We start from the raw sequence: 22,601 nt of genomic DNA, 5'->3' as shown, positions 1-22,601 counted from the left end.
CTCAGTCGCAGGGCAGGACAACCTCCGCATCCGTGCCGAGCCTCACTTCGCCTATAGCGAAATCGGCCGCACCTTCGGTTGAAAGCACGAACGGCATGGTCAGGTTGGTCATGTCGGCTCCGCGATCGCGGAAGCATTTGAGCGGGACTCCATACCTCACAAATCCATGGGTCTCAGCCAGATCAATTGGTATCATGGCACGGGTTTCGTCTCCGGCGACACCCAGCATTGCGGATTGCGGCGCCGACCATATGCGGGTCGTTACTAGGAGCAGCACGTCGGCGTTCGTTTCACGATCGAGATTGACCGGGTCGAAATTTCGCAGGGCCACCGAGGCGGGACCGCCGCTGACCGCAAACCGCCGAGCGCCCTCCTGCACGATGAAGTTCTCCGCCGTAACGCGGACGCGGCCGCCGAGCGCTTCTGCCGGCGTAGTTGTGATACGGGTCTGGTCTGCTGTTCCATCTCCCTCGACGAGCAGCGACCAGCGCGCGGCTGGCGAACCGGCGGAGAACCAGAGCCGGCTGTCTCCCGCGATTTCGCCCGCATCGACTTCGGCGAGTTCTCGCCACGGCGCAGAACCTTCAGCATAGGAGAGCCCGTATCCGAATTCCCAAAGCGCGCCATCGGACATGTCTGGCGTTTTCGGCCATGCTGCAGGCAGCTTCCCGCTGAAATCGAACCGTGGCTCGCCTTGCGCATCGCCTATCAGTACGTCGGCAATCCCTTCACCTTCGCTGCCCGGGAGCCACGCAACGACGAATGCATCGGCCGCATTAAGCGCAGGGTTCACGTAGAGCGGACGTCCGGTGATCATTACCGCGATGACAGGGATGTCCTGCGCTTTCAGCTTGCGCATGGTCTCATACGGACCGGTCAATTCGGCATCGAGGGCAAGCGTTGCGCGGTCGCCCTGGAATTCGGCATAGGGTTTCTCTCCGAAGACCACGATTGCTGCGTCGGGCCGCTCCTCGAAGCTGCCGTCGGGGGACAATTCGGTTTCACCCCCAGCTGCTTTTACGGCCTTTGCCAGGCCTCCGTAGATCGAAGTCGCACCGGGGAAATGACTGTTGTCGATCCCTGTACCTTGCCACGTGATCGTCCATCCGCCCGATTGCCGGGCGATGTCGTCTGCGCCTTCACCGGCGACGAGCAGTCTGCCGCCTGGAGCGAGGGGAAGCACGCCTTCGTTCTTGAGCAGGACGAGAGACTTGCGCACGGCGTCACGCGCCAGTTCGCGATGTTCCGGCGCGCCGAGCAGATCGTATTGTCCGGAAAGGGGGCGGTCCGACGGCTTGCCGGCTTCGAACAGTCCGAGCCGCATCTTCACCCTGAGGATGCGCGCAACGGCATCGTCGATCCGCTCGATCGGGATTTCGCCCGCTCCCGCGCGCTTGAGAAGGTCGGCGTATACGGCCCTCCACGTATCGGGTGCCATGTACATGTCGATGCCCGCCATCAATGCACGTGGGCAGCTTTCGTTGGTGCAGCCAGCGACCTGGCCGTGCGCATTCCAGTCGGAGACGACGAAACCGCCGAAGTCCATGCGCTCTTTAAGCACTCCTGTGATGAGCGAGTGGTTGCCGGTCATCTTGCGACCCTTCCAGCCCGAGAAGCTGACCATCACCGTGGAGACACCTTCTGCAATGGCTGGGCCATAGGGGGCGCCGTGAATGTCGCGCAATTCCTCCTCAGAGATCGAGGAGTCGCCCTGGTCCACCCCGTTGTCGGTCCCGCCGTCGGCAAGGAAGTGCTTGGTCGACGCGATGACATACGGGCCTGCGAGAAGATTGTCGTTGTCGGGCGGGCCCTGGAGCCCACGGACCATTGCTCCGACATAGGATGCAACCAGCTGAGGGTTCGAAGAATATCCCTCATAAGCGCGGCCCCAGCGCATATCCTGGGGTACGGCGACAGTCGGGGCGAAAGTCCATTCCTGTCCGGTGACGCGGATTTCCTTCGCGGTTGCCGCACCGATCTTCTCGATCAGGTCGACGTCGCGTGCCGCGCCGAGACCCATGTTATGGGGGAAGATTGTCGCGCCGATGATGTTGGAGTGGCCGTGAACAGCGTCAGTACCCCAGACAACAGGTATACCCACTCCGCCGTCTTGGGTGTCGACGGAGGCAAGATGAAACTCGTCCGCAGCTTTCAGCCATTCGGGAGCGGGGGCAAAATCGTTTCCGTAAGGTCCGCTATTGCCGCCGACGAGGATCGAGCCGAGATTGTACTTGCGCACGTCTTCCGGAGAGACGCAGCACAGATCGGCCTGGACTAGCTGGCCGATCTTTTCGGGCAGTGTCATCCGCGCGATCAGGGCCGTGATCCGCTCTTCGTCGTCGGGCTGGGTCGGGACCGGGTATTCATAGGCGGGCCAAATCGACGGATTGGCGGTCGCGGCACCATCATCGAGGGGCGCGACAGGCGCAGATGCCTGAACGGGTGGGGAGCCGCTCGCGCCGACTTCGTAACCTGCGCAACCACCCACGGTCGCAAGCATGACAAATCCGACAAGCGCCTGCTGCGCAGCTTTCATATCCCCTCCTGCACTCGATATCCGAGTGAACGTTATCAATTTGCCGCATGGTAGCGCTACCATACAAGCCTCGCAAGGCCAAACTTGCCCGAGGAGACTATCAAGTTGTTGGTCAGAGACGGCTCGAGTGGTTCAGAAGGTCGCTGGTCGCCCCATGTACCACCGCAAAAACATCAAGATCAGAAAATCCCGTACGGACAGGCCGGAACCCGATACAATAATGTCTAGACGACAAGCTTGCTCGAGCGAAGCTCCGACAAGCTCGTTTCTCCGCGATCCACGGGCTTGGGTGCCGTACGTACCCATTCGATCAATTCCGCCATGCCATCCTCGAAGTCTCTTGCCGGGGGAAGGCTAAAAGTTTCGCGCAGCTTTTTCGTGTCGGCAAAGCAGTGACGAATGTCGCCGACGCGGTACTGTTCGAGGATTTTTGGCGAGATGTTCTTTTGCAGCAACCTGGCGAGCGTGCGGGCGATCTCGTTGACCGTAACCGCATTCCCGCTGCCCACGTTGAATACGTCCCAGATTTCCCTGTCGCTTTCCAATGCTGCGGAAAACGCGTTCGCCACATCTTTCACATGAACGAAGTCTCGCTTTTGCTCGCCATCCTCGAACACCAGAGGCGCCTGATCGTTGAGCAGCCGCGAAATGAAGATTGCAGCGACCCCGGTGTAAGGGTTGCTGAGCGCCTGGCGCGATCCATAGGCGTTGAACAGACGCAATGCGACGACCGGAATATTGAGCGCACGACCGACCGCCAGAAACATCTCTTCGTGGTCACGCTTGTTCACTGCATAGATCGATGCCGGTTCGAGAAGCTTTTCTTCGGAAGTGGGGATCGGTTCTAGCTGCTTTTCGCCGTCGCGCAGTTCCCATTGCTTTTCGGCGAGCTGCTCGCGTCCACGCAAAGCGCCCCCGACCCGCTTCCCGTCCGGGGCCATGTACTCTCCCTCGCCATAGATCGACATGGATGAGGCCACGGCAATGCGCTCGATCGAGTGGGGCACTTTCGACAAGGTTTCGAGCATGATCGCTGCGACCATGACGTTGTTGCGTGTGTAATCGACGATATTGGTCATGCTCTGACCAACACCGACCGACGCCGCGAGATGTGCGAGATGGGTCTTGCCCTTGAGTGCGTTCTCGAAAACACCATCGTCCAGCAGGTTGCCCTTGATGCGGTGGGCCTTTGGATTGAGATAGGTCGGCCAACCGTCTTCATCGAGCTCCCCATCGGCATGGACTTGCGGCAGCAGGGCATCCAGAATGGTGACCTCATAGCCCCTCTCCAGAAGATTATCGACGAGATGGGATCCGATGAATCCTGCACCGCCGGTCACGAGTACGTGCTTGTCTGCCATTGCGCTAAGTCCTCACAGTTGCTTTCGTTTCACATGGCCTTCGATTGACTGAGATCGATCTGGTTTGCGGGCTGCAGGTGTTCCACGCCGAGCTTGCCGCGCACGATCTTGTTGTTTGCATCGATCTTGACCGTACGCTCCCAGACGAGCCCGCCGTCGGTTCGATACATCCGCCAACCGATCCAGAGCGGAATGATCCAGATGAACCAATGGATTACGAGAGAAAGCGGGTTGACCCGGATGAGGTACCAAAGCCGCTGCAAACGGCTTGGCAGAACCACTCGCGTCTTCCGCCACGCATTGATGTAGAACCAGGTAAACAGTGTGAAGAGAGCGACGGCATTCGCTCCCGCAAGCCACAGCGACCATTCGGGCAGCGGGGTGGTCCCCATCCACCACGTCACTCCGGCCCAGATTCCCAGAGGAACGCCTACGGCGTTGAGAATAAGCGACAGGCACGGCAGGAAGTTGAGCCAAGCCTTCAGGCGCTCGATAGGGGTGTATCCCATTTCCTTGAGCGGCACGTCGAGCGACTGGAGGAACCCCGCCACCCAACGTTTGCGCTGCGTGATCCCGTTTTCGAGGGTTTCGGGGACTTCCTCGATTAACGGCCGCTCGATGAGCCCGAGCTTCCTGCCATTCTTCCAGAAGCGCATGCCGACCTCGGGGTCTTCGATCGTCAGCCACGGATGAAAGCTGCCGAGTTCATAGAGATCGGAAGCGCGGAAAAAGAGCCCTTTGCCCAGCACCCAGAATGGATGGGTGCCGTTCGCCGTTAGATGCGCATACTTGCTGGCGTCCCAGGTAAGATGGTCGAACGCATACCAGGTTGCTGGCATCGAATGAAGGAGATTGCCTGCGATGTTCGTCGCCTGGAGAACATCGTAGTCGCGCATTCCGATCGCGCCTGCGGTGAAGTGATCCGGGCCGGGCGCGCTGTCGGCATCGATGTAGTTGACGAGAAAGTCGGCTCCCTCCCGTTCCTTGTGCACCTTGTAGAATGCGTAGATGAGTTGGCGGGTCTTCTTAGGCGGCAAATCGCGAAATCCCGCGCGAGGACCGTGGTGGAACCAGTAGGCCTTGGGATTGCTTTCCCAGCCATCCCACACCGGTTGCCAGGATGGATCTGTGGTTGGCGGGACTTCGATAATCGACAGGAAATCGAATTCGCGCTGCAGCCTGCGCAGGCTTTCGACGGTTTCGTAATCGTTCGAATTCGGTATCGCGATGACTGAATAACGGTCGCGAGGGTACTCCATGCGAGAGAGCGAATGGAAGGTCGTCCGCATCGTTTCTTCCAGCTCTCTGAGGACCGGATAGAAAAGAACGATGTAGGGAGTTTCATCCGGTGTCAGCGGCGCCGCGTTCTCAACGTCGACCCGGTTGATCGGCCGGGTGTAGAAATACACTTCGACCAGCATGCACAGCAGGTAGAGAACCTGCACCGCGATGAATGCCGTTACCAGGATCGAAGTTAAGCTGATCACCCCATTTGCCCCAAGATTTGCACTCGATCGCGGATCAGACCCGCGAAAGGAGCTCCTTCTCTTTCGGTACGCGCGCATTAGGCGTCGCAAAGTGTTCGATTGTGTGCGCGAGACCTTCGGCAAGAGGGACTTTCGGAACCCAGCCGAGTAATTCGGTCGCGCGCGAGATATCTGGACGACGGCGCTTTGGATCGTCGACCGGCAGCGGGTGGCGCACGATTTCGGATTTCGATCCGGTCATCGCAACAATCCGTTCGGCAAGTTCGCCGACCGTAATCTCGTTCGGATTGCCGAGGTTGATGGGACCTTCGGCCTCATCGCCCGCAGCCATGACCTTGAGAAAGCCGTCGATCAGATCGTCGACGTAACAGAAAGAACGCGTCTGGCTCCCGTCGCCATAGATCGTGATCGGCCTTCCTTCGAGTGCCTGGACGATAAAGTTCGAAACCACGCGGCCGTCATCTGCCAGCATTCGCGGACCGTAGGTATTGAAGATCCGGACCATGCGCAGGCGGACGTTATGTTGCTTAGAGAAATCGGTGAGCAGTGTTTCGGCAAACCGCTTGCCTTCATCGTAACAGGAACGCGGGCCTACTGGATTGACGTTGCCGAAATAGCCTTCCTGTTGCGGGTGAACCTCTGGATCGCCGTAGATTTCCGAGGTGGAGGTATGGAACAGGGCTGCTCCGTCCTCTTTACTTCGTTCGAGAACGTGTTGCACGCCGATCGAGCAGACTTGCAGCGTTGCGACGGGATCGTGCTGGTAATGAACTGGCGACGCGGGACAGGCGAGATTGTAAATTTCATCGAACCGCGGGAGGCTGGGGAGCGGGTCGACAAGATCGTGGTCGACGAAGGTCAATCGGTTGCTTTCAACCAACCCGTCGAGGTTCGACTCCCTGCCGGTATGCAGATTATCGAGGCAGAACACGTGATGCCCGGCATCGATGAGCCGCTCGGCCAAATGCGATCCAAGAAAGCCTGCGCCCCCGGTGACGAGGATGGTCTTGGTCTTCTTCTTGTCAAAGATAATCATGGTCTTCTCTCGGTATTCCGGGCAATAGGCTGCGCAGTTTCGATCATCAGAACGTGAACCAGAGACCGACCAGCGGCCCCCGCTGTCTCAGGGCGTTCTTTCCAAACACAGTCGCTGTGTATCCGGCCTGGACCCGGACATTCGGTGCGACGCGGTAGGCCGCACTCACAAACACATCCCCGTAGCGATAATCGTCGTCGAACGGCCCTTCGCCCGCTCCGTCGGAGATCGTGTTTGTGCTGGTTATCAAGAGCAGCAGTTCTTCGGAGACATTGGCCCCTACGGTAAGGTCGACGCGAAATTCATTCGGCAGGTTTCCGCTGCGCAGGCGGTACCCACCTTCTGCCGATGCGAAGAAGGTTGCATCGAAGTAGGCAGCGCCGATACGACCGTCGATATCGGTGCTGTCATCGGTAACCTGTGCGGGACCTTCTATTCGCCCTTCACCCGGAATACGGACCAGGCCCTGAGTGGAAATCAGCCAGTTCGATCCTTCAGCAATGCGATACCGCGCACCGATTTCGGTGTATCCCAGACCTGTCGTATCGGGACCGTTTTCGATATCGACGTCGCGATAACTCGTCCCGAGAATCAATGTGAGCCCATCGGCGACGCCATACTCCCCATTGATGTAGAACTGGTCCTGGTCGAAATCGTTGATGTCGATCACGTCCCCAGTGGCGTCGAAGCCTTTGGAGCTGTCGGTCAGTATTCCGGATAGGATTATCCTGCCTTCGCCTTCTTCCTGCACGAATGTATCCGCGCTGGCGGGCGAGGCGGCGCAGCAAGAAGCAACCAGAATTATCGTTGACAGCGATTTCATTTATAATCCCGTCTCCGTCCATCGAGCAGCCATCGAATCGATGCACACCCTTTGAATTGAAACGGAAATTAACACGCCTACCGATTGAAATTACCGGATAATACTAGGTAATCCGTACTAGCCATTACGACTTTCGCCGATCTCTGCTCTACGGCTCAGGGAGAGGCAATTTGACAGACCACCCGCGAATCAGCCGCCGAACGGTCGCAAAGGCATTGGCCGCTGGAGCGGTCGCAGCATGCAGTCCCGGCGGTTCCGTCGCGATGCCCGGTCGCAGTGGTGCCAAATTCGGAGCAGCGGTTCAGACCCGGCACATCCTTGTCGACGAGACATATCGCGATCGGCTCATTCGCTATTGCGACACGCTGGTGCCCGAACTCGAATTCAAGTGGAATTTCGTCGAGGTCGTGCGCGGCCATCTTTTCCTGCGCCCGGCAAACCAGCTGGCCGAATTTGCCCGGGCAAATGGCCTGCGAGTGCACGGGCACGCATTGGTTTGGCATCAGGGGGCCCCCGGTTGGGCCATTCAGGAAATCCTGCAGCAGCGCGACTGGTCGATCGTCCGGCGCTTCTTCGAAACAATCATGCCCAATTTTCTCGACATCGCCGACAGCTGGGACGTGATCAACGAACCGTTTCTTGTTGGCCCCCGCGAAGATGGTCTGCGTCCATCCTGCTTTCTGGAAGCCTTCGGCCCGCAATACATTGAAATCGCATTCCGGGAAGCGCGCGCAATCGCGCCGCATGCCGATCTTTACCTGAATGAATTCGGGTTGCTGGATGCGAGCGAACAGGCTGGGCGCAAGCGTGCAGTCGCACTTCGGGTCCTGCGTGAGAATGTCGAGCGCGGTGTGCCGATCACCGGCATCGGGTTGCAGGGCCATATCGACCTGTCGCGCACACAAATCGATCCTGCATTACTTGCCGAGTTCATCGACCATATCGCAGAGCTGGGTCTGAAAATCAGGGTCAGCGAACTCGACGTTCTGGAAGACGAGGTTGCCATCCCCGTCGAAGAACGAGACCACCGGGTTGCTCAGGCTGTCGAACGATTGCTCGACGTTCTGACCGCATCGCCGGCGTTGTCGAGCATCACCTGCTGGGGGCTGACGGATCGCTATTCCTGGCTGCATCCACATAGCATCAGCGCAGGGCTCAATCGCGGCCTCCCCCTCGATAGCGATCTGCGCGAAAAACCAATGTTTGATGTCATCAATCGGGCCTTGGCACGGATGGGCTGAGCGAGGGGCGCGACCCTCTAGGTCTCCGGGGAATGACATGGTTGAAATCGCGACAACCACGTCCGGAATCGCGTTTCAAAGGGTTTATGATCCATCCGGTCCAGAACGGATCTTTGAAGCGCGCAACCGATGCTGACACGGCGGTCGATCCAGGCCGGAACGGCAATACTGCCGACGGCGTTCAGTGCGGCACAGCCGCCTGGCGCGTCTGTTTGAAGATCTCGCAGCGACGGGTGGGAGATCGCGCTCATGGAAGTAGATGTGCTCGGATCGAACAGCGGTTCGCCGGAGTAGCAACGCGACGCAAAGGTTGGCGACTACTTCTCTTCGCTGCTGCATGTCGTCCACGGCTGCAACGCCTTGGCCAGTACGGCAACCTGTGGCCCAGCGATCGACACAGTTGGCTTCAGGGACGTGACGAGGAGGCCATGGCCGCGCACGATCGCGGCGTGGTGGACGCAATCCGGTTGAACAGAGGCCTGCCTTTCGACAGCGCGATGAAGCTCAAGCCATCGGGAAGAATCCTGTTTTCACGAATTGGTCGTACGATGGCACGCATCTGAATACTCCGTCATCGGCGATTGGAATGCGCCATACTAGCCGTCGCGTACTTATTGGTACCTGTGGGGTCGATGCAGGCGGAGGCGTCACTCTTCGCCAGTGCCGGTAAAGGTCGCAACTCCGCGGCCGCTATTGCACCGCGCCAGATTGGCCTTCACACCCGATCTCAGATTGGCGACATACCCGCGCAGGTCGCCGGCATCATCCACTTCGCCCATGTATTTCTCGGCTTCATCATAGCTTTCGCAGGCGCGGTTTCTGCGTCCCGCCCGGCGAGCTATGTCCGCGAGGACAACGTGGCCGTAGGCAAGGTCGCTCTTCCGGCTGGAGGTGGGATGTTCCGCTGCAATCGCCGCACGTTCGTCCACGATGGCCTGCTGACCGGCGATAGCCAGATCGAAGCGACCCATGCGGGCATCGAGATCGGCGCGCGCTTCGCGCAAGAGCTCGGAAAATCTTGCCAGAGACTCGTCTCTTTCTTCGATCAGCCGCAGCTGAGCGATAGTCTCTTGCGCCTGGTCGAGCATCCTGCTCGCTTCGGGAAGGTCATCATTCTGCGCAGCAACCGCATGGCCGTAATACGCGTTCCAGGCTCGCCAATAGAGGGCGTAGGGTTCGTTCGGCCGCTCCTTCAGGAACCGGGCGAATAGCTGTTCGGACTTGCGATACTCCGATAGACTTCGGGCAGGATCGAGCGCTTCGCCATAGGAGAAATGCGTGGCGAGATAATATTGGCCAAGCGCCCGGTCGATCTCCCCGCGTTCGGACTTCGAAAGGTCGGACGGCCAGCTATCGAGTTCGCTTTGAAACATATCGACGAGCTTGCCCAATTCGCCTCCGGCCATTTCGAGATCGGCCGCTTCCATCTGCGCACGCCGTATGTCGCTGCGCGCTGTGTGCCATGCTGCATCGCGAACAGCACGAGGCGTTGCGTCCAACTGTGCAAGCCCTGACGAAATGGCCTGTTGCGCCGCGTCCATATCGCTCTCGGCATGCATCTGGATCAACGCGCGATAAGCATTGAGTCGCGCCATGCCCGCAGCAACCTGCGGAGTTGACGCACCGCCGGCCTGCTTCAGTAGTGTTTCGGCCCTGTCGAGGTTCGCTTTGGCGAGATCGTGTTCGCCGAAATTGGGCTGCGCGGAAACCCCCTGGATACGAGCGAGTTCGATAAATCCGAAAGCGGTGTCGATTTTCAGGGAAGGGTCGCCTTCGCTGAGTTCCGAGAGTGTCAACAGATAGGATTGCGCTTTGTCGACAAGGTCCGATCTCGCCTCGCCATTGCCGATAACCTGGGCAAGATCCTCGTTGTGGTCGAAAAGCATGTAGTTCGCGAGTTCGCGAAGTTGGACCACGCGGGTTGCCTCTGCGGCGCGCGCGGACTCGGCTCTAAAATAGGCTCCGGCTGCCACCAGAAGCGCTCCGAAAAGCACCATGAGACCGATGATGCTCGCAATCACGGGCAAACGGTTCCGCTCGTAGAATTTGCGCGCCACCACAGCGTTGCTGGCCGGGCGTGCATTGACCGGAAAGCCAGCGAGATACTTCCGCAAATCCGTCGCAAGGGCGTTGGTCGTGACGTAGCGCTCTCCCGGTTCCTCCGCTGTGGCCCTTGCGATCATCGCGGAAAGGTCCGGGTCGTCGCCAGCGCCGGGTACGATCGCTTCGAGGAGCTTGCCGAGCGAATAGATGTCGCTCAGCGTCATTGCGGGCGCTCCCTTGTAGCGCTCGGGTGCGGCAAATCCCGGCGTGAGGCTCAGTTGCGAGAGCGATGAGCCTTGCGCCTCGAGGCCGCTGTCGTCCTGCGGCTTGGCGATGCCGAAGTCGATGAGCTTGGGAACGCCGTCTTGCGTCACAAGCACATTGCTAGGGGTCAAATCGCGGTGAATGACAAGGTTCTGGTGCGCGAAGGACACCGCTTCGCAAACCGCGATCATTAGCTCGATCCGCGCACGGCGATCGAGCTTCTCCTGCTCGACCCACTTGTCGATCGGGACGCCGTCTATGAACTCCATGACGATATAGGGCGCGCCGTCCTCGGTCGTGCCGCCGTCATACAGGCGTGCAATTCCCGGGTGGGAAAGCCCTGCGAGCAATTGGCGTTCGCGTTCAAAGCGCTCCACCAGTTCGGGCGAAAGTATGCCAGAGCGCACCAGCTTGATCGCAACGACATGCTCGAAATCGCCCGCGTCACGCTCCGCCTTGAACACCGCGCCCATGCCGCCGCGTCCAAGCAGTTGCACGATCCGGTAGACGCCGATGCGTTCGGGTGCCTTCGCGTCTGCGTCTATTTCGCCGGGGGCGCCTGTCGAGATCCTGCTGGAGGCCGAGCCCATTTCCTTAAGCAGGATGGCTGCGCGCTCCAGAACTTCGGGAGAGCGGTCCGTCTGCTCCCGGATCCACTTTTCACGCGTTTCCTTCGGCCGCATGAGGGCTCTTTCAAGCAAGGCCATTGCCTCGACATCGAGCTGGGCGTCAATCATTGCATTCCCCTAAATGCAGTTCTTGTCGTGCCGCGGCCCGTTTGCTGTCTTTTCTTTTAATGGTATCAAAAGGGCAGGGCGCATTAAAGGTTGGGGGCAATCGGCATTCCTTTCGCGCTGGATTCTTTGGTTTTTTCATGGATCGTGTCCGGTCTTTCCGGTCGAACGATCGCCGGGGGCGGGGCTGCTGCTCCAAGGAGCGGGCATGCAGATTGACGAGGGTTTGCTCCGCGCGATCGATCCTGACCTGCGGCGAATTGCAGCGGCGAGGCTGTCGGGCGAGCGCAATTGCTCGCTCGCCGCACAGGACCTCGTGAACGAGGCCTTCGTTCGGATACTCAAGATCGATGGCGTCGAAGAACTTGGCCGGGCGCGAGTGCTTGCGCTCGTCTCGCACGTCATGCGGCAAGTCTTGATCGACCATGCGCGACGCAAGCAGGCGGACAAGCGTTCGCATCAGAAAGTCACGCTGATGACCGGGATGGCCGAAGATCCCCCGCTAGATCTGATCGCGCTCGATCTGCTGCTGGAAGACCTCGCCGAACTCGATCCGCAGCGCGCAAAGTTGGTCGAGATGCGGTTCTTCGGCGGCATGACGATCGAAGAAATTGCAGAGGTGACAGATTTGTCGCCCGCAACCGTAAAGCGCCGCTGGGCCGCTACGCGCGCTTGGCTCCACACCCGCCTTTCGCCTAGTTGATGCCAGTCAGGTTCAGCGATGTGGGCAGGGTGTCGGAGCTCTTCTGCAGGTTCACCAATTGCTGCACGAGGGCAATCACCTGCAATCCGCGGGCTTTCGCCTTCCCACTGGCAGGATCGGGCGCATCCTCGTCCGCACCGATGAAATAGCGCGTACCCCTAAAACTGGTTTCGACGAGGCTCTCTCCCCGGCCTTTGCGAAGCGAAATGATCGGCCGGGTGAGCGCGGTTTCGAGATCGCAGGGATCGTTGCAGGCGGGCAATTGGTAGACTGCCTCCGCTCCATATTCCTCGCTTGCGCGGGCATATTCGCCGAGGAAATAGATCAGGCCCAGCGTCGAGCGGAACCGGACACGGAGGGTGCGATCTGCCAGGCGTGCAGGCGCCTCGACACCCGCGCACTTAGTGTTCTGACGTTTTACGAGCCGCACGGCGTTGGTCGATCCCTCTATCACCAAGGTGTCTCCGGTCAGCCGGACGCCGTCCTTGGCGAGCAGGTCCAGGAGGCTGGTAATCTCCTTGCGCCGATCGGCGCTCGAGGTTCCGCTGTCTGCCATCCTGGCGCCGTCGATCAGGTCGTTGAATCGCGCAAGCGGGACCGATGACGATGTCGGCATGGACCGCAGCCCGTAGGTGCAAATCAGCTTTGCAAAGTCCCCTCTTCCATCGGAGGCGTTCACAATTGTAAACTCCGGCTCGGTGTCCTGCGGTGAGCGATATGCCTCGACCCGTTCGATCATCAGCGCCATGATCAGCTCGTCGCGCCAGCCCTCGTCAAGATAATAGGCCACAAGCTCCGTCGGAATGGGCGCCTGGATCCCCCGCTGGAACTTGTCGGTCGCAAGAACGCTGGCGCTGAAATTCGGGCTGGTCGAAATCGCGGCGCCGGTCGCGGCCGTCTCGGGGTTGAACCCAGGATCGAGAGCCACTCCGAGCCTTGCATCGAGCGCGATCCGCGCATTTCCATTCACCTCGGTCACGGCGGTGAAGTGGAGCGGATAACGCCGACTTGCCCTGACGATGTTGAGCAATGCCAGCTCGTTCGCGCTCTTGGCGACCATGCGGTTGTGATCGACAGCGACCTGGCTCAGCTGCTGCGACATCGCGCATCCACCCAGCAGCGCAGCGCCCAGTGCGCAGGTTGCGAGGCGGAAGAAGGACTTAAGCGTAGGCATGATCAGAACCCTTCCACGCCGAAGTCGCGGCGGGCGGAGATGATCGTCACGACCATACCGGCAAGCGCATCGACCAGAACCATCGCCGTGATGATGAAGAATGTGCCGGTCGCAAAGCTCGGAAACATCAGGAACTGCATGAGGCACAGAACGAACAGCACCATCGAGAGGATGTGGTTCACTATTCCCGCCGATGCCGTGTTGGTCGACTTGATGACTTCGATGAACAGGAACACGACCGCGAAGATCACCATCAGCTCGCCCCAGGTGATCCGCAGCAACGCCCCGCTCAGCATCGGAATGTCAAAGGCAGATGCGTTGAGCGTCGATTGAATCCCAGGCTGGTTCGCGCTGGTCACGTCGCCTGAGAACGCCGCGATGAGACTGTACACGACGACCGGCACCAGCAGGTACGGGAAGACGTCCGAAAAAAATTTGAGCCGGTTTCCTGACTTCCTGCGCCTTTTCTCACTGAGAGCTTCGATGTTCTGTGACGTAACCGGGGTGGACATTTTTCCCTCCTTATTCAGATCAGGAAGCCGATAAAAATGGCTCTCGATACGATAATAGGCGGAAAATATCCGAGAACAGGGTCAAAAAAATATTGATTGTAAGGACTACGAATACTGTTTCGTAGCGCGTTATGACTTGTCTTTATTAAAAGGCAAATTCCGTTTTTAGAGGATTGGAGGGTGTTTTGAGCTCAATCCAGGATCAAGCAGAGGCGGGCCTCAGGGCCGCGCAGCAAGGCGCCGAGCAGGTGTTCGAACAGATCCCTCCTGATGCCTGGCCGATGATCGACATGATGTTCAGGATCACGATCGGCCTGACGATCGTGTGGGTGATCCTGTCGCTGATCGGCTGGTGGCGGCGACGGGCCTATAACCTCACCATCGCTTCGACGGCCAAGAAGAGGAAGAAGGCCCAGCCTGATTTCCTGAAGGTCGATGAGAAGGCACGCAAGGAGGCGATCAAGGCAGGCGAGCGCCACGAGGACAGCCTCGATGACCGCGAGAAGGAAGAGGCGCTCGCTGCGCTGAAGGCGGCAAAGGGTCCGGTGGCATGGAGCGAACGGATCGCGTCCGCCGCGACATTCCTGATGTCGATCTTCACCCTGCTGACCGGATTCTCCGGAGCGATCTTCGGGGTCAAACGCCTCGACGGATATCTCGCCGATGCCGGGACCGCCGGAAGGCTCGAATACCTGCTGCGAGAACACACGATCGGATGCATCGTGGTGGTCTTCGTGATTGGCTATCACACATGGCGTTACTTCGCTGAAAAGAAATGGAAAAAGGCGTAAAGATCATGGAATCCCAACCGCTGGTTCTCACCGACCCGAACATGCTCGCGGAGTTCGTCCGCCAGAAACAACTCAAGGCGTTTTTCGAAAAGCGTTTTGCAGCTCCCGCCGACCTCGGGGCGATCCTGTTCCGCGATGGCGCGGTGATCGATGGCTTCAAGGGCACCCAGTTTTCCGTCGGCGGCTTCTGGGAAAACGTGAAAGGCCTGATTGGTGGCTCGCACCATTACGAAATCCTTCTGGTCGATCTCAAGCCGTTCCAGGCGGTGATCCCGGTCCGCGCGATGTCGAAAGACCATGTCGAAATCGTCGGCGAGGCGACGTTCGAGTTGCAGATCAATCCCGACAAGCCGACCAACGCGCTGGGCCTGATGCGCGGCGTTTCGCGCAATGAGAGCGAGCCTGACGATGCCGACAAACGCGCATCGAGCGGACGCAAGGCGTTGACGGTGCCGGATGTCATAACCCGGCTTGAGCCGCAATTCCGCGAACGCATCTTCGGGGCGATCCTCGGACGCCACAATGCCGACGAGATCCGGGGCAATCGCGGGCTGCAGGACCAAATTCAAGCCGACATGATGAAGGAAGCCGAACGCATCCTCGGCGACCTTGGCGTGTTGGTCCGAAACGCCACGACCAATTGGGCGGCCAACGAGGTAGAGCGGCAGGAATTCGAGCGCGCTCGTATCGCCCGAGCCGAGGAAATGAAGGATTACCAGCTTGAGTTGCTCAAGCGGCAGGTCTCGCGCGAGGCGGATTCGACCGCCTTCATGCTCAACACCACGCGCGATCAGACCAAGCTCCAGCAGGCCAATGCCGACGAGCTGAGGCACATGGTGCTCGATAGCGAGGTCGAATTCATCGATGCGCGCGAGGCCCATGCCCGCCGTCAGGAATTCGAGGCGCTCGAGCACGAGGCCAGGATCATCGTTGCCGAAAACGAGGCGAAGACGCAGATCGCACTGGGTGAAATCAGCGACGAGACTGCGAAGGCGGAAGCGAAAATGGCGCTCACGCGGGCGCAGCAGGACTTGCAGGTGCTGGACGGCGATTTCCGCATCAAGCGCGCAGAGATCGATGCCGATTTCAGGCGCCGCGAGGAATTGAAGGGAGCCAAGCACGGCGCGGCAATCGCCGACATCAATCGCGGTACCCGCCGCGAGGACGGCGATCTCGATAAAAAGGACGCGAGCGACTGGAACAAGATCGCTGCCGAAAATCTCGAGCGGCTCAACGAGATCGAACTGGCGAAGGCCAAGGGCGAGTCCAGCATCCGCATCCAGGAGGAAGAGGCCGCAGCCAAGAGCGAGATCGACAAGATGCTCGCGGCTGGACGGCTCACGCCCGAACAGCTCTCGCAGTACATGCCCGGCGTCTCCGAAAGCGCAGCTCAGGTTGCGATTGCGCGGGCGCAGGCCGAAAGCCGGAACGCTGACGAGATGATCCGCATGGTGCGCGAAATCACCGCCGAGGGCCGCGAACACGAGCACCGCATGGTCGGCACCGGTATGCAGGGCGGCGTCGGAATGGCCGCCGGGCTCGGCGGCAAAGGGAATGCGGGCGGCACCGGTTCGTCGGCCACCACGGTCGAATGCCCGAACTGCAAGACGGTCAATTCCGCCAAGGCCAAATTCTGCAAGTCCTGCGGGCAGCAACTGCGGAATTGAGGCGGGAGCGCACGAGAATGGTAACGTCACCTCTCTCAAGTTCCACGGAAAACCGACATTCATGCTGCATTGCGAGTGCGCTCGAAGACGCGGACGCGACATATTGCATCGAATGCGGCAAGCCATTGATGCGCTGCATGGCGTTTCAGGAGTGCGGCGGCATCGTCGATGAAAGCGGGTTGTGCCCGGTCTGCGTCCAACCGCACCTGGAGATCATCCCCGGCGCGACTATGAAGGCGGCGGTGGGCGGCTCTGTTGCCGTCCCGTTCTACCTCAAGAACGATTCCAAGGTCGATCGTCCGCTCTTCATCAAAGGTATCTGGAGCCGCGAACGCGGCGAGTGGCGCGAGGAGCGCCTGGGGTGGGAAAAGCTGGCACCGGGGGAGCGGGCGCAGGCCTCGGCAACCGCCTGCGAAATGTCGCAACCCGGCCTGCACGAGATCGAGATCATGTGGGCCGTGACGACGCAGTGGCGAACACGCGAGGAGCATTACGCCTTTTCGACCCGTTTGCTGATCGAGATCGCCGAGGCCTCAAGCGACCAGCCGGCCAATATCCAGATAAGCTCGCAGAACCAGATGAACGGGACGATCATCCAGATCGATCCGCACGGCAAAGGCGGCAGCGGTTCGGAAAGGCTCGTCGAGGCGATCGACATGAAGGTCCGGCGGCTGGAAAAGGAAGAGCGCCAGCTTGGTTTGCGCAGTATCGATGGCAATCTTCGCTTCAGCCGCGCTGCAAACTTCGAATTCACAGGGTTCGCCCCGGAGCATGCTCCGACGCTCAACCAGCCGATCGTCACCCCCGACGCGATGCTCGTATTCGGACGCGCACATTCGCGTGCACAGGGCGGTGATACCGACGTCCGCCTGCTGGTGACCAACAGTGACGGCGAGATCGACGAGGAGAAATCGGTCGCGATCTCGCGTCGCCATTTCGAAGTCTACGCCGAGAACAGCCGTCCCATGCTTCGCGTCGCAGGCGGCAACGGGCTGCGCGTAAACGGCAAGGCCTTTGGCCCGGACAAGAAGGTCATGCTTCAGGACGGAGATGTCATCGCGCCGCTCGTCGATGCTCCTGAGGCCTTGTCACTGAGCGTCGGCTTCCGCCGAGAATTGAGCAGGGTCACCCAGGTGGTGATCACGCGCACCCCGCCAGGTCGGGGAACAAATCCATGATGGGTCTGATCCAGTCTTCAGGGAGCCTGAGATGGCGATGAAATGCGAACATTGCGGCGCTGCGAACGAGCGGGATGCCAGTTTTTGCGAGGAATGCGGCAAGCCACTGCGGTCGACCGACACGGTCGGGGGCCTTCAGACCGAACCATATCCGCAGCCGGGCAGAACTTCAGGTGGGAACAGCGGCAACGATGCTTTTCACTTGGAGCCGGGCGATATCTTCGCGGGGCGATACACGATTGTGGACACGATCGGCCAAGGCGGCATGGGCGTCGTCTACCGGGCGACCGAAGAGCTCGCCGGGAAGGTCCGCGAGATCGCGCTCAAGCTGATCCGGGCGGACCGGCTGGCGGACGATCGCGCGGTCGATCGGCTCATCAGCGAGGGCGCGCTCACTCAGGATATTCGTCATCCCAACGTGGTTGCCGTCTATAATGTCGGAAAAGCCGACGATCAGCCGTTCGTTGCCATGGAATTCGTCGACGGACTGGTTCTGCGCGAGTGGCATCGCCGGAAGATCAACGCCCGTGAAGAAATCGCAGTGCCGATCGTGGGTTCGATCATCAACGCTTTGCTCGACGGTCTGGAGGCCGCACATGCCAAGGGCGTAATCCACCGCGATCTCAAGCCGGAAAATATCGTACTGACCGGCGAACCCACGGGCGAAAAGGCTTCACTACAGATACTCGATTTTGGCATCGCACGCGCTCCCGGCACGACTGACAGCGCGACCGGGACCGGACTTGGAACGCCGCGCTACATGGCGCCAGAGCAGATCACGCAGCCCAACACAGCTGGGCCGGCAGCCGATCTCTATTCCCTGTCCGTGATTTTCTACGAATTGCTGATGGATGTGCTCCCGCACGGGCACTGGCAACCGCCATCCGGCGGGCGCACGGACGTGCCGACGATCTTCGACGAGTTGATTGAGCAGGGACTCTCCAACCGGCCGGCCTCACGACCGCAGACCACACAGGAATATCGCGAAAGGCTGGCCAAGGCGATGGCCCAGGTCCAACCGGAGGAAGAGCAGAAACCTGATCCCGTGCCCGGGCCGACACCGCGTCCCCCGGTCCCGCCGCCAACCCCGCCGAACAATAACCTGCGCAATATTTTGGTCGGAGGAGCCGTCGGCCTCGTAGGGCTCGCAGCGATCGGCGCTGGAATCGAGGAACTCTTGAATTCGGAACCGACCGCCGAAGATAACTACACGTACATTGATGGTGTCGCATATTTCGCAGATGGCAATGGCGACCTGGTTTCGGTCGATACAGGCGAAATCTACGATCCCGACTCCGAAGCCGACGCGGACTCAGATACGGAGATCGATCCTCCGCCACCGCCGCCTCCCCCACCGCCTCCTCCTCCGGAAGAGCCGCTTGTCACATTCGCCGACATGGCGGGACGATGGAATTTCGGAGTGGGCGGATACATGGATGTCACCACCGACAATTCGGGCAATTTCGTTGGTGGAGGCCAGGATGGTTTCGGCAATCCCCAGGCGATCAGGGGCAACCTGCAGACCCTGACCTACCTCTACAACGAGGCGAGCCAGGGGAGCTTTGAGTGGGATGGCGGCTGCCATCTCTATTACTACGACGCGACCAATACCAAGCAGGCAATCCATATTGATCACGCGCCGGGTGCCGCCTGCCCCGCGCGCTTCAGCCAATGAGCAAGTCGCGCTTTCTGCACAATGAAATCCGGGAGAAAACCCATGTCTGAATTCGACGATTATGTCCTGACCGGATACCGGTTCGAGGAAACTCCCTCAGCTGCGCCGGAGATCGGACTGTCTGCCGGGCGCAGCGCCCAGAGCGACACGGCAAGCTCGGATGCGACGATCCCGCCGCGGGTCGATCTGCGCAAGTATTGCAGCGAGATCGAAGACCAGAAGCGCACCAGTAGTTGCGTCGCCAATGCGGTGGTGGGGGCGCTCGAACTGCTGCAGGCGCGGCAGGGTCATCCGCGCCGCGACCTTTCCCGTTTGTTCGTCTATTTCAATTCGCGCCGCCTCCACAGCGCCGAGATCAAGGACGAGGGCACGTACGTCCACACAGCGATGGCCGCGCTGATCGCGCACGGAGTGTGCGAGGAGAAACTCTGGCCACTGTCCGAATTGACCGTCAACGACCCGCCGACACAGGCCTGCTACGAAAACGCGCAGCATTACGGAGGGATCGAATTTGCACGAATGAAGGCAAGCGTGCCGATCGAATACGTCCTCGCTGAGGGCATACCGGTTGTGATCGGCGTTACCCTTCCGCGCGAATGCTACACCGAGGCGCACAAGACCGGCGTGATGCCGCTGCCTGAGAATGTCCAACAAAGCGGCGAACCCTTCAGACATTCGGGCCATGCCATGTGCGTTGTGGGGTACGACCTTGAGAGCAAGCACTACATCATGCGCAACAGCTGGGGCTGCCGATATGCCAAGGACGGCTATTTCATGATGCCGTTTGCGATCATGGACAAGCATTCCGAGCCCGAGAGGAACTGGGCGATCGGCGGTCTCACAGAGGCCCCCGGACTGGAGTTACTCGGGCGGACGGTCAAGGAAAGCGTCGAGGGGATGGTTTCGGCTGCGGTGTCGCCGCGAGTGGCTGATACGTCCGGCTTGCGCCAAGGCGTGCAGGGCGAGTTCGAGACCCGACTCGACAAGGCGAAAAAGGGCTTCCGAAGCCGCCTTCGCGGGAACTAGGGCCAGAGACGCGGGCGGATCATGAAGCCGATCAGCAAGTCTGATATCAGCGCAATGGAGCTATACGAGCAGGCGCTGGAACTCGACACCGATGCCGAACGTCAAGCGCTGATCGCGGGCGCGCCGGTGCCTACTGCGATCAGGCTCTCGGCGCTGGACCTGCTGCGAAACAAGACATGATTGGCATGGGAGATGGGCGAGATCTCCGTCACCGGCCCTGTCGGAGGCGGATTACCCGCATCAATCCGTGATGCATGAGCCGATCGGGTCCACCCGCTTGTTCAAACACGACAAAATGACCCGTTTCGGTTGAGTTAGTTGCAAGTCAACTTGTGTTCGTGCCGGAATGTCCTACCGTGCTTCACGGGGTCGATCCGCACGGATTTGAGGCGAAAGAGTCGTCGTTTTCCAGTCTGCGGGAACTGCCGGTTCGCGTGTTCGCGGTCCAGGCAATGGTGCATATTCGCATGTGCATCAGCGGGGGGGAAGTTTGTCGAGCACTGGCCGAATTGCGCATGGATTCCTTGATGAAAGGCAGGGGGTGCGGTCCGTCCGCTTTGCCCGCGAAGTATCTTCGGTGGCCGTGCCTGCCATTGCCTTCGCCGCAATGGGCGGGATTATCACGGTCGATCCCGCGAGCGCGCAATCTCAGGTCACTCCTCCAACGCGAGGCGAACTGTTGCCACCCGACCGCCGCCGGACAGAATCCGGTGCGACGCTAACTATTGACGGCGGATTGGAGCGCGCGCCCTGCGCGCTCGACCAAGAGGAATATTCCGACCTGCGCTTCACCTTGGCGGGCGCGGATTTCATCGGCCTCGATGCGGTTCCCGGCCTTTCGCTCGATAACGCGTATGTGTCCTACGTCGGGCGCGAGCAATCGTTATCGGTCCTGTGCGACATACGCGCACGGGCCAATTCGATCTTGCGGTCCCGGGGCTATCTCGCGACGGTAGAAATTCCCGAGCAAAGCCTTGCGGACGGCGTGCCCGACTTTCGAGTGGTTTTCGGACGGCTGAAAGCTGTGCGCGTGCGCGGCGATGCCGGGCCTTCGGAAGCTGTTGTCGCCGGTTATCTCGAAAAACTGACCGATGGCGAGGTGTTCAACACCGAAGATGCCGAGCGTTACCTGCTGCTGGCGGACGATCTTCCAGGCCTTGATGTGCGGCTCTCGCTGCGCCCCGCAGCGGATGGCGATCCGGGCGACCTTGTCGGCGAGATTGCAGTTTCACGCCAGCGCGGACAGGTCAGTCTTAGCGTTCAGAACCTCGGGTCGAACGCTATCGGGCGGTTCGGGGGGCTCATTCGGGGGGAGCTTTACGATCTCACCGGTCTAGGAGATCGCACTTCAGTCGGGGTCTACAGCACGCTTGAATTCGAAGAGCAGCAGACCGTTCAGATCGGTCATGACTTCGCGATCGGCAGCGAAGGGCTGCGGCTGGGGGGGCAATTCGTCTACAGCCAGACCGACCCGGACGTGGGCCTGCAAGGGTTCGAACTCGAGTCCGAAACCGTGCTCGCTGCGGTCAAGGCGACCTATCCGCTGAAACGCTCGCGCCGCGCCAGCATTTTCGCCGATGTCGGCTTCGAATATGTCGACCAGGATGTGACGGTAAACGATGTCCCGCTCACTCAAGACAGGGTGCGTACCGCCTTTGCACGCGTCGAAGGCGACTGGACCGACGCGGCAAGCATCCGGCGCGTCGATGGCTATACACCCTACGAGCCGAAGGTCCGGGCGCGTCTTGCTCTCGAAGCGCGCCAAGGTCTCGGCGTCTTCTCCGCCAGCCCCGATTGCAGGTCCAACCCTCTCGGCTGTATAGCTGGTGGCCTCGCTCCACCGAGCCGGATCGAGGCAGACCCCACGCCATTCGTCGCGCGCGCGGAAGCCGGGGTCGAGTATCGCCCGATCCCCAACATTACTTTTTCACTGCAGGCGAATGCTCAGGCAAGCGATGCGCCGCTGCCCGCGTTCGAGGAGTTCGCCGCTGGCAATTACTCGATCGGGCGCGGTTATGATCCCGGCGCCGTTCTTGGCGATAGCGGGATCGGCGTCCAGTTCGAGCTGCGCGCAGGCAGCCTCGCGCCCAAGGATGTCGATGCGGTGGCGGTGCAGCCTTACGTTTTCACCGACGCTGCGTGGGCGTGGAACAACGATCCGAGCCGCATCCCTGGCAATCCCGACAGGCTTTGGTCGGCAGGTGGCGGCGTGCGCGCGGCATGGGGGTCGCGCGTTCAGGCCGACCTCTTCGTCGCCGCCCCGATAACCCGTCCCGACCTTGCGCCCCGATTGGGCGATGTGCGCGTGCTCTTTACGCTGACTGCCCGCCTTTTCCCGTGGAGCTACTGA

At 60.2% G+C, this 22,601-nt stretch carries 18 protein-coding genes; 10 read left to right on the top strand and 8 right to left on the bottom strand.

The genetic code is table 11. The annotated features are described in order from the left end of the window. Position 1 precedes the first annotated feature (1 nt). The 5 genes from FIU90_RS14100 to FIU90_RS14080 all read right to left on the bottom strand — a co-directional run bounded on the left by FIU90_RS14100 (position 2) and on the right by FIU90_RS14080 (position 7,243). The gene (locus FIU90_RS14100; RefSeq protein WP_234029540.1) at positions 2–2,536 is read right to left on the bottom strand and encodes a glycoside hydrolase family 3 protein; all 2,535 of its coding nucleotides are present in this window, start codon (positions 2,534–2,536) and stop codon (positions 2–4) included. Between the two features lie 224 nt (positions 2,537–2,760). Then, positions 2,761–3,897 carry an NAD-dependent epimerase/dehydratase family protein gene (locus tag FIU90_RS14095; protein ID WP_152435351.1) on the bottom strand — a complete coding sequence of 379 codons (1,137 nt, stop codon included), beginning with the start codon at positions 3,895–3,897 and terminating at the stop codon, positions 2,761–2,763. Between the two features lie 29 nt (positions 3,898–3,926). Further along, complete coding sequence (locus FIU90_RS14090; RefSeq protein ID WP_199799339.1) at positions 3,927–5,384, bottom strand: glycosyltransferase family 2 protein; 1,458 nt, start codon at positions 5,382–5,384, stop codon at positions 3,927–3,929. A 34-nt stretch (positions 5,385–5,418) separates the two neighbouring features. Beyond that, positions 5,419–6,420: a UDP-glucuronic acid decarboxylase family protein gene (locus tag FIU90_RS14085; protein ID WP_152435349.1), complete on the bottom strand. Its 1,002-nt coding sequence runs from the start codon at positions 6,418–6,420 to the stop codon at positions 5,419–5,421. A 46-nt stretch (positions 6,421–6,466) separates the two neighbouring features. Continuing rightward, a complete protein-coding gene (locus FIU90_RS14080) occupies positions 6,467–7,243 on the bottom strand; it encodes a hypothetical protein (RefSeq protein ID WP_152435348.1) in 777 nt (258 codons plus the stop codon). Positions 7,244–7,413: 170 nt separating this feature from the next. On the opposite strand from FIU90_RS14080, the gene FIU90_RS14075 reads away from it, so the two are divergent. Further along, positions 7,414–8,484 carry an endo-1,4-beta-xylanase gene (locus FIU90_RS14075; protein WP_152435347.1) on the top strand — a complete coding sequence of 357 codons (1,071 nt, stop codon included), beginning with the start codon at positions 7,414–7,416 and terminating at the stop codon, positions 8,482–8,484. A 428-nt stretch (positions 8,485–8,912) separates the two neighbouring features. Continuing rightward, a complete protein-coding gene (locus FIU90_RS15800; RefSeq protein WP_255478516.1) occupies positions 8,913–9,047 on the top strand; it encodes a hypothetical protein in 135 nt (44 codons plus the stop codon). 84 nt (positions 9,048–9,131) lie between these two features. Here FIU90_RS15800 and FIU90_RS14070 read toward each other — a convergent pair whose 3' ends face one another. Then, positions 9,132–11,528, bottom strand: a complete 2,397-nt coding sequence (locus tag FIU90_RS14070; protein ID WP_152435346.1) for a serine/threonine-protein kinase — start codon at positions 11,526–11,528, stop codon at positions 9,132–9,134. A 205-nt stretch (positions 11,529–11,733) separates the two neighbouring features. Between FIU90_RS14070 and FIU90_RS14065 the strand changes: the two genes are divergently transcribed. Then, positions 11,734–12,228 carry an ECF-type sigma factor gene (locus tag FIU90_RS14065; RefSeq protein WP_172970279.1) on the top strand — a complete coding sequence of 165 codons (495 nt, stop codon included), beginning with the start codon at positions 11,734–11,736 and terminating at the stop codon, positions 12,226–12,228. On the opposite strand, the gene FIU90_RS14060 is transcribed toward FIU90_RS14065, so the two are convergent. Both FIU90_RS14060 and FIU90_RS14055 read right to left on the bottom strand, forming a co-directional pair. Beyond that, positions 12,221–13,402, bottom strand: coding sequence for a hypothetical protein (locus FIU90_RS14060; RefSeq protein ID WP_152435344.1), 1,182 nt, complete (start codon positions 13,400–13,402; stop codon positions 12,221–12,223). The two genes, FIU90_RS14065 and FIU90_RS14060, sit on opposite strands and share 8 nt — an antisense overlap. A gap of 2 nt (positions 13,403–13,404) precedes the next feature. Next, a complete protein-coding gene (locus FIU90_RS14055) occupies positions 13,405–13,914 on the bottom strand; it encodes a hypothetical protein (RefSeq protein WP_199799338.1) in 510 nt (169 codons plus the stop codon). Positions 13,915–14,099: 185 nt separating this feature from the next. Here FIU90_RS14055 and FIU90_RS14050 point away from each other — a divergent pair, with 185 nt between their 5' ends. The 7 genes from FIU90_RS14050 (at position 14,100) to FIU90_RS14025 (ending at position 22,601) form a co-directional block, all read left to right on the top strand. Beyond that, complete coding sequence (locus FIU90_RS14050) at positions 14,100–14,705, top strand: hypothetical protein (protein ID WP_152435343.1); 606 nt, start codon at positions 14,100–14,102, stop codon at positions 14,703–14,705. A 5-nt stretch (positions 14,706–14,710) separates the two neighbouring features. After that, on the top strand, positions 14,711–16,372 hold the full coding sequence (locus FIU90_RS14045; RefSeq protein WP_152435342.1) for a zinc ribbon domain-containing protein: 1,662 nt from the start codon (positions 14,711–14,713) through the stop codon (positions 16,370–16,372). Between the two features lie 17 nt (positions 16,373–16,389). Beyond that, positions 16,390–17,550: an FHA domain-containing protein gene (locus tag FIU90_RS14040; protein WP_172970278.1), complete on the top strand. Its 1,161-nt coding sequence runs from the start codon at positions 16,390–16,392 to the stop codon at positions 17,548–17,550. A 31-nt stretch (positions 17,551–17,581) separates the two neighbouring features. Beyond that, a complete protein-coding gene (locus FIU90_RS14035) occupies positions 17,582–19,225 on the top strand; it encodes a serine/threonine-protein kinase (protein ID WP_152435340.1) in 1,644 nt (547 codons plus the stop codon). A gap of 42 nt (positions 19,226–19,267) precedes the next feature. Next, positions 19,268–20,251 (top strand): C1 family peptidase, encoded by a 984-nt coding sequence (locus tag FIU90_RS14030; RefSeq protein WP_172970277.1) that lies wholly within the window; start codon positions 19,268–19,270, stop codon positions 20,249–20,251. Positions 20,252–20,272: 21 nt separating this feature from the next. Continuing rightward, on the top strand, positions 20,273–20,431 hold the full coding sequence (locus FIU90_RS15600; protein WP_172970276.1) for a hypothetical protein: 159 nt from the start codon (positions 20,273–20,275) through the stop codon (positions 20,429–20,431). Between the two features lie 397 nt (positions 20,432–20,828). Beyond that, the gene (locus FIU90_RS14025) at positions 20,829–22,601 is read left to right on the top strand and encodes a ShlB/FhaC/HecB family hemolysin secretion/activation protein (RefSeq protein WP_152435338.1); all 1,773 of its coding nucleotides are present in this window, start codon (positions 20,829–20,831) and stop codon (positions 22,599–22,601) included.

It is taken from the genome of Erythrobacter sp. THAF29, assembly GCF_009363635.1.
In the GTDB taxonomy this organism is placed as follows: domain Bacteria; phylum Pseudomonadota; class Alphaproteobacteria; order Sphingomonadales; family Sphingomonadaceae; genus Erythrobacter.
This window is presented reverse-complemented; position numbering and strand designations above follow the sequence as displayed.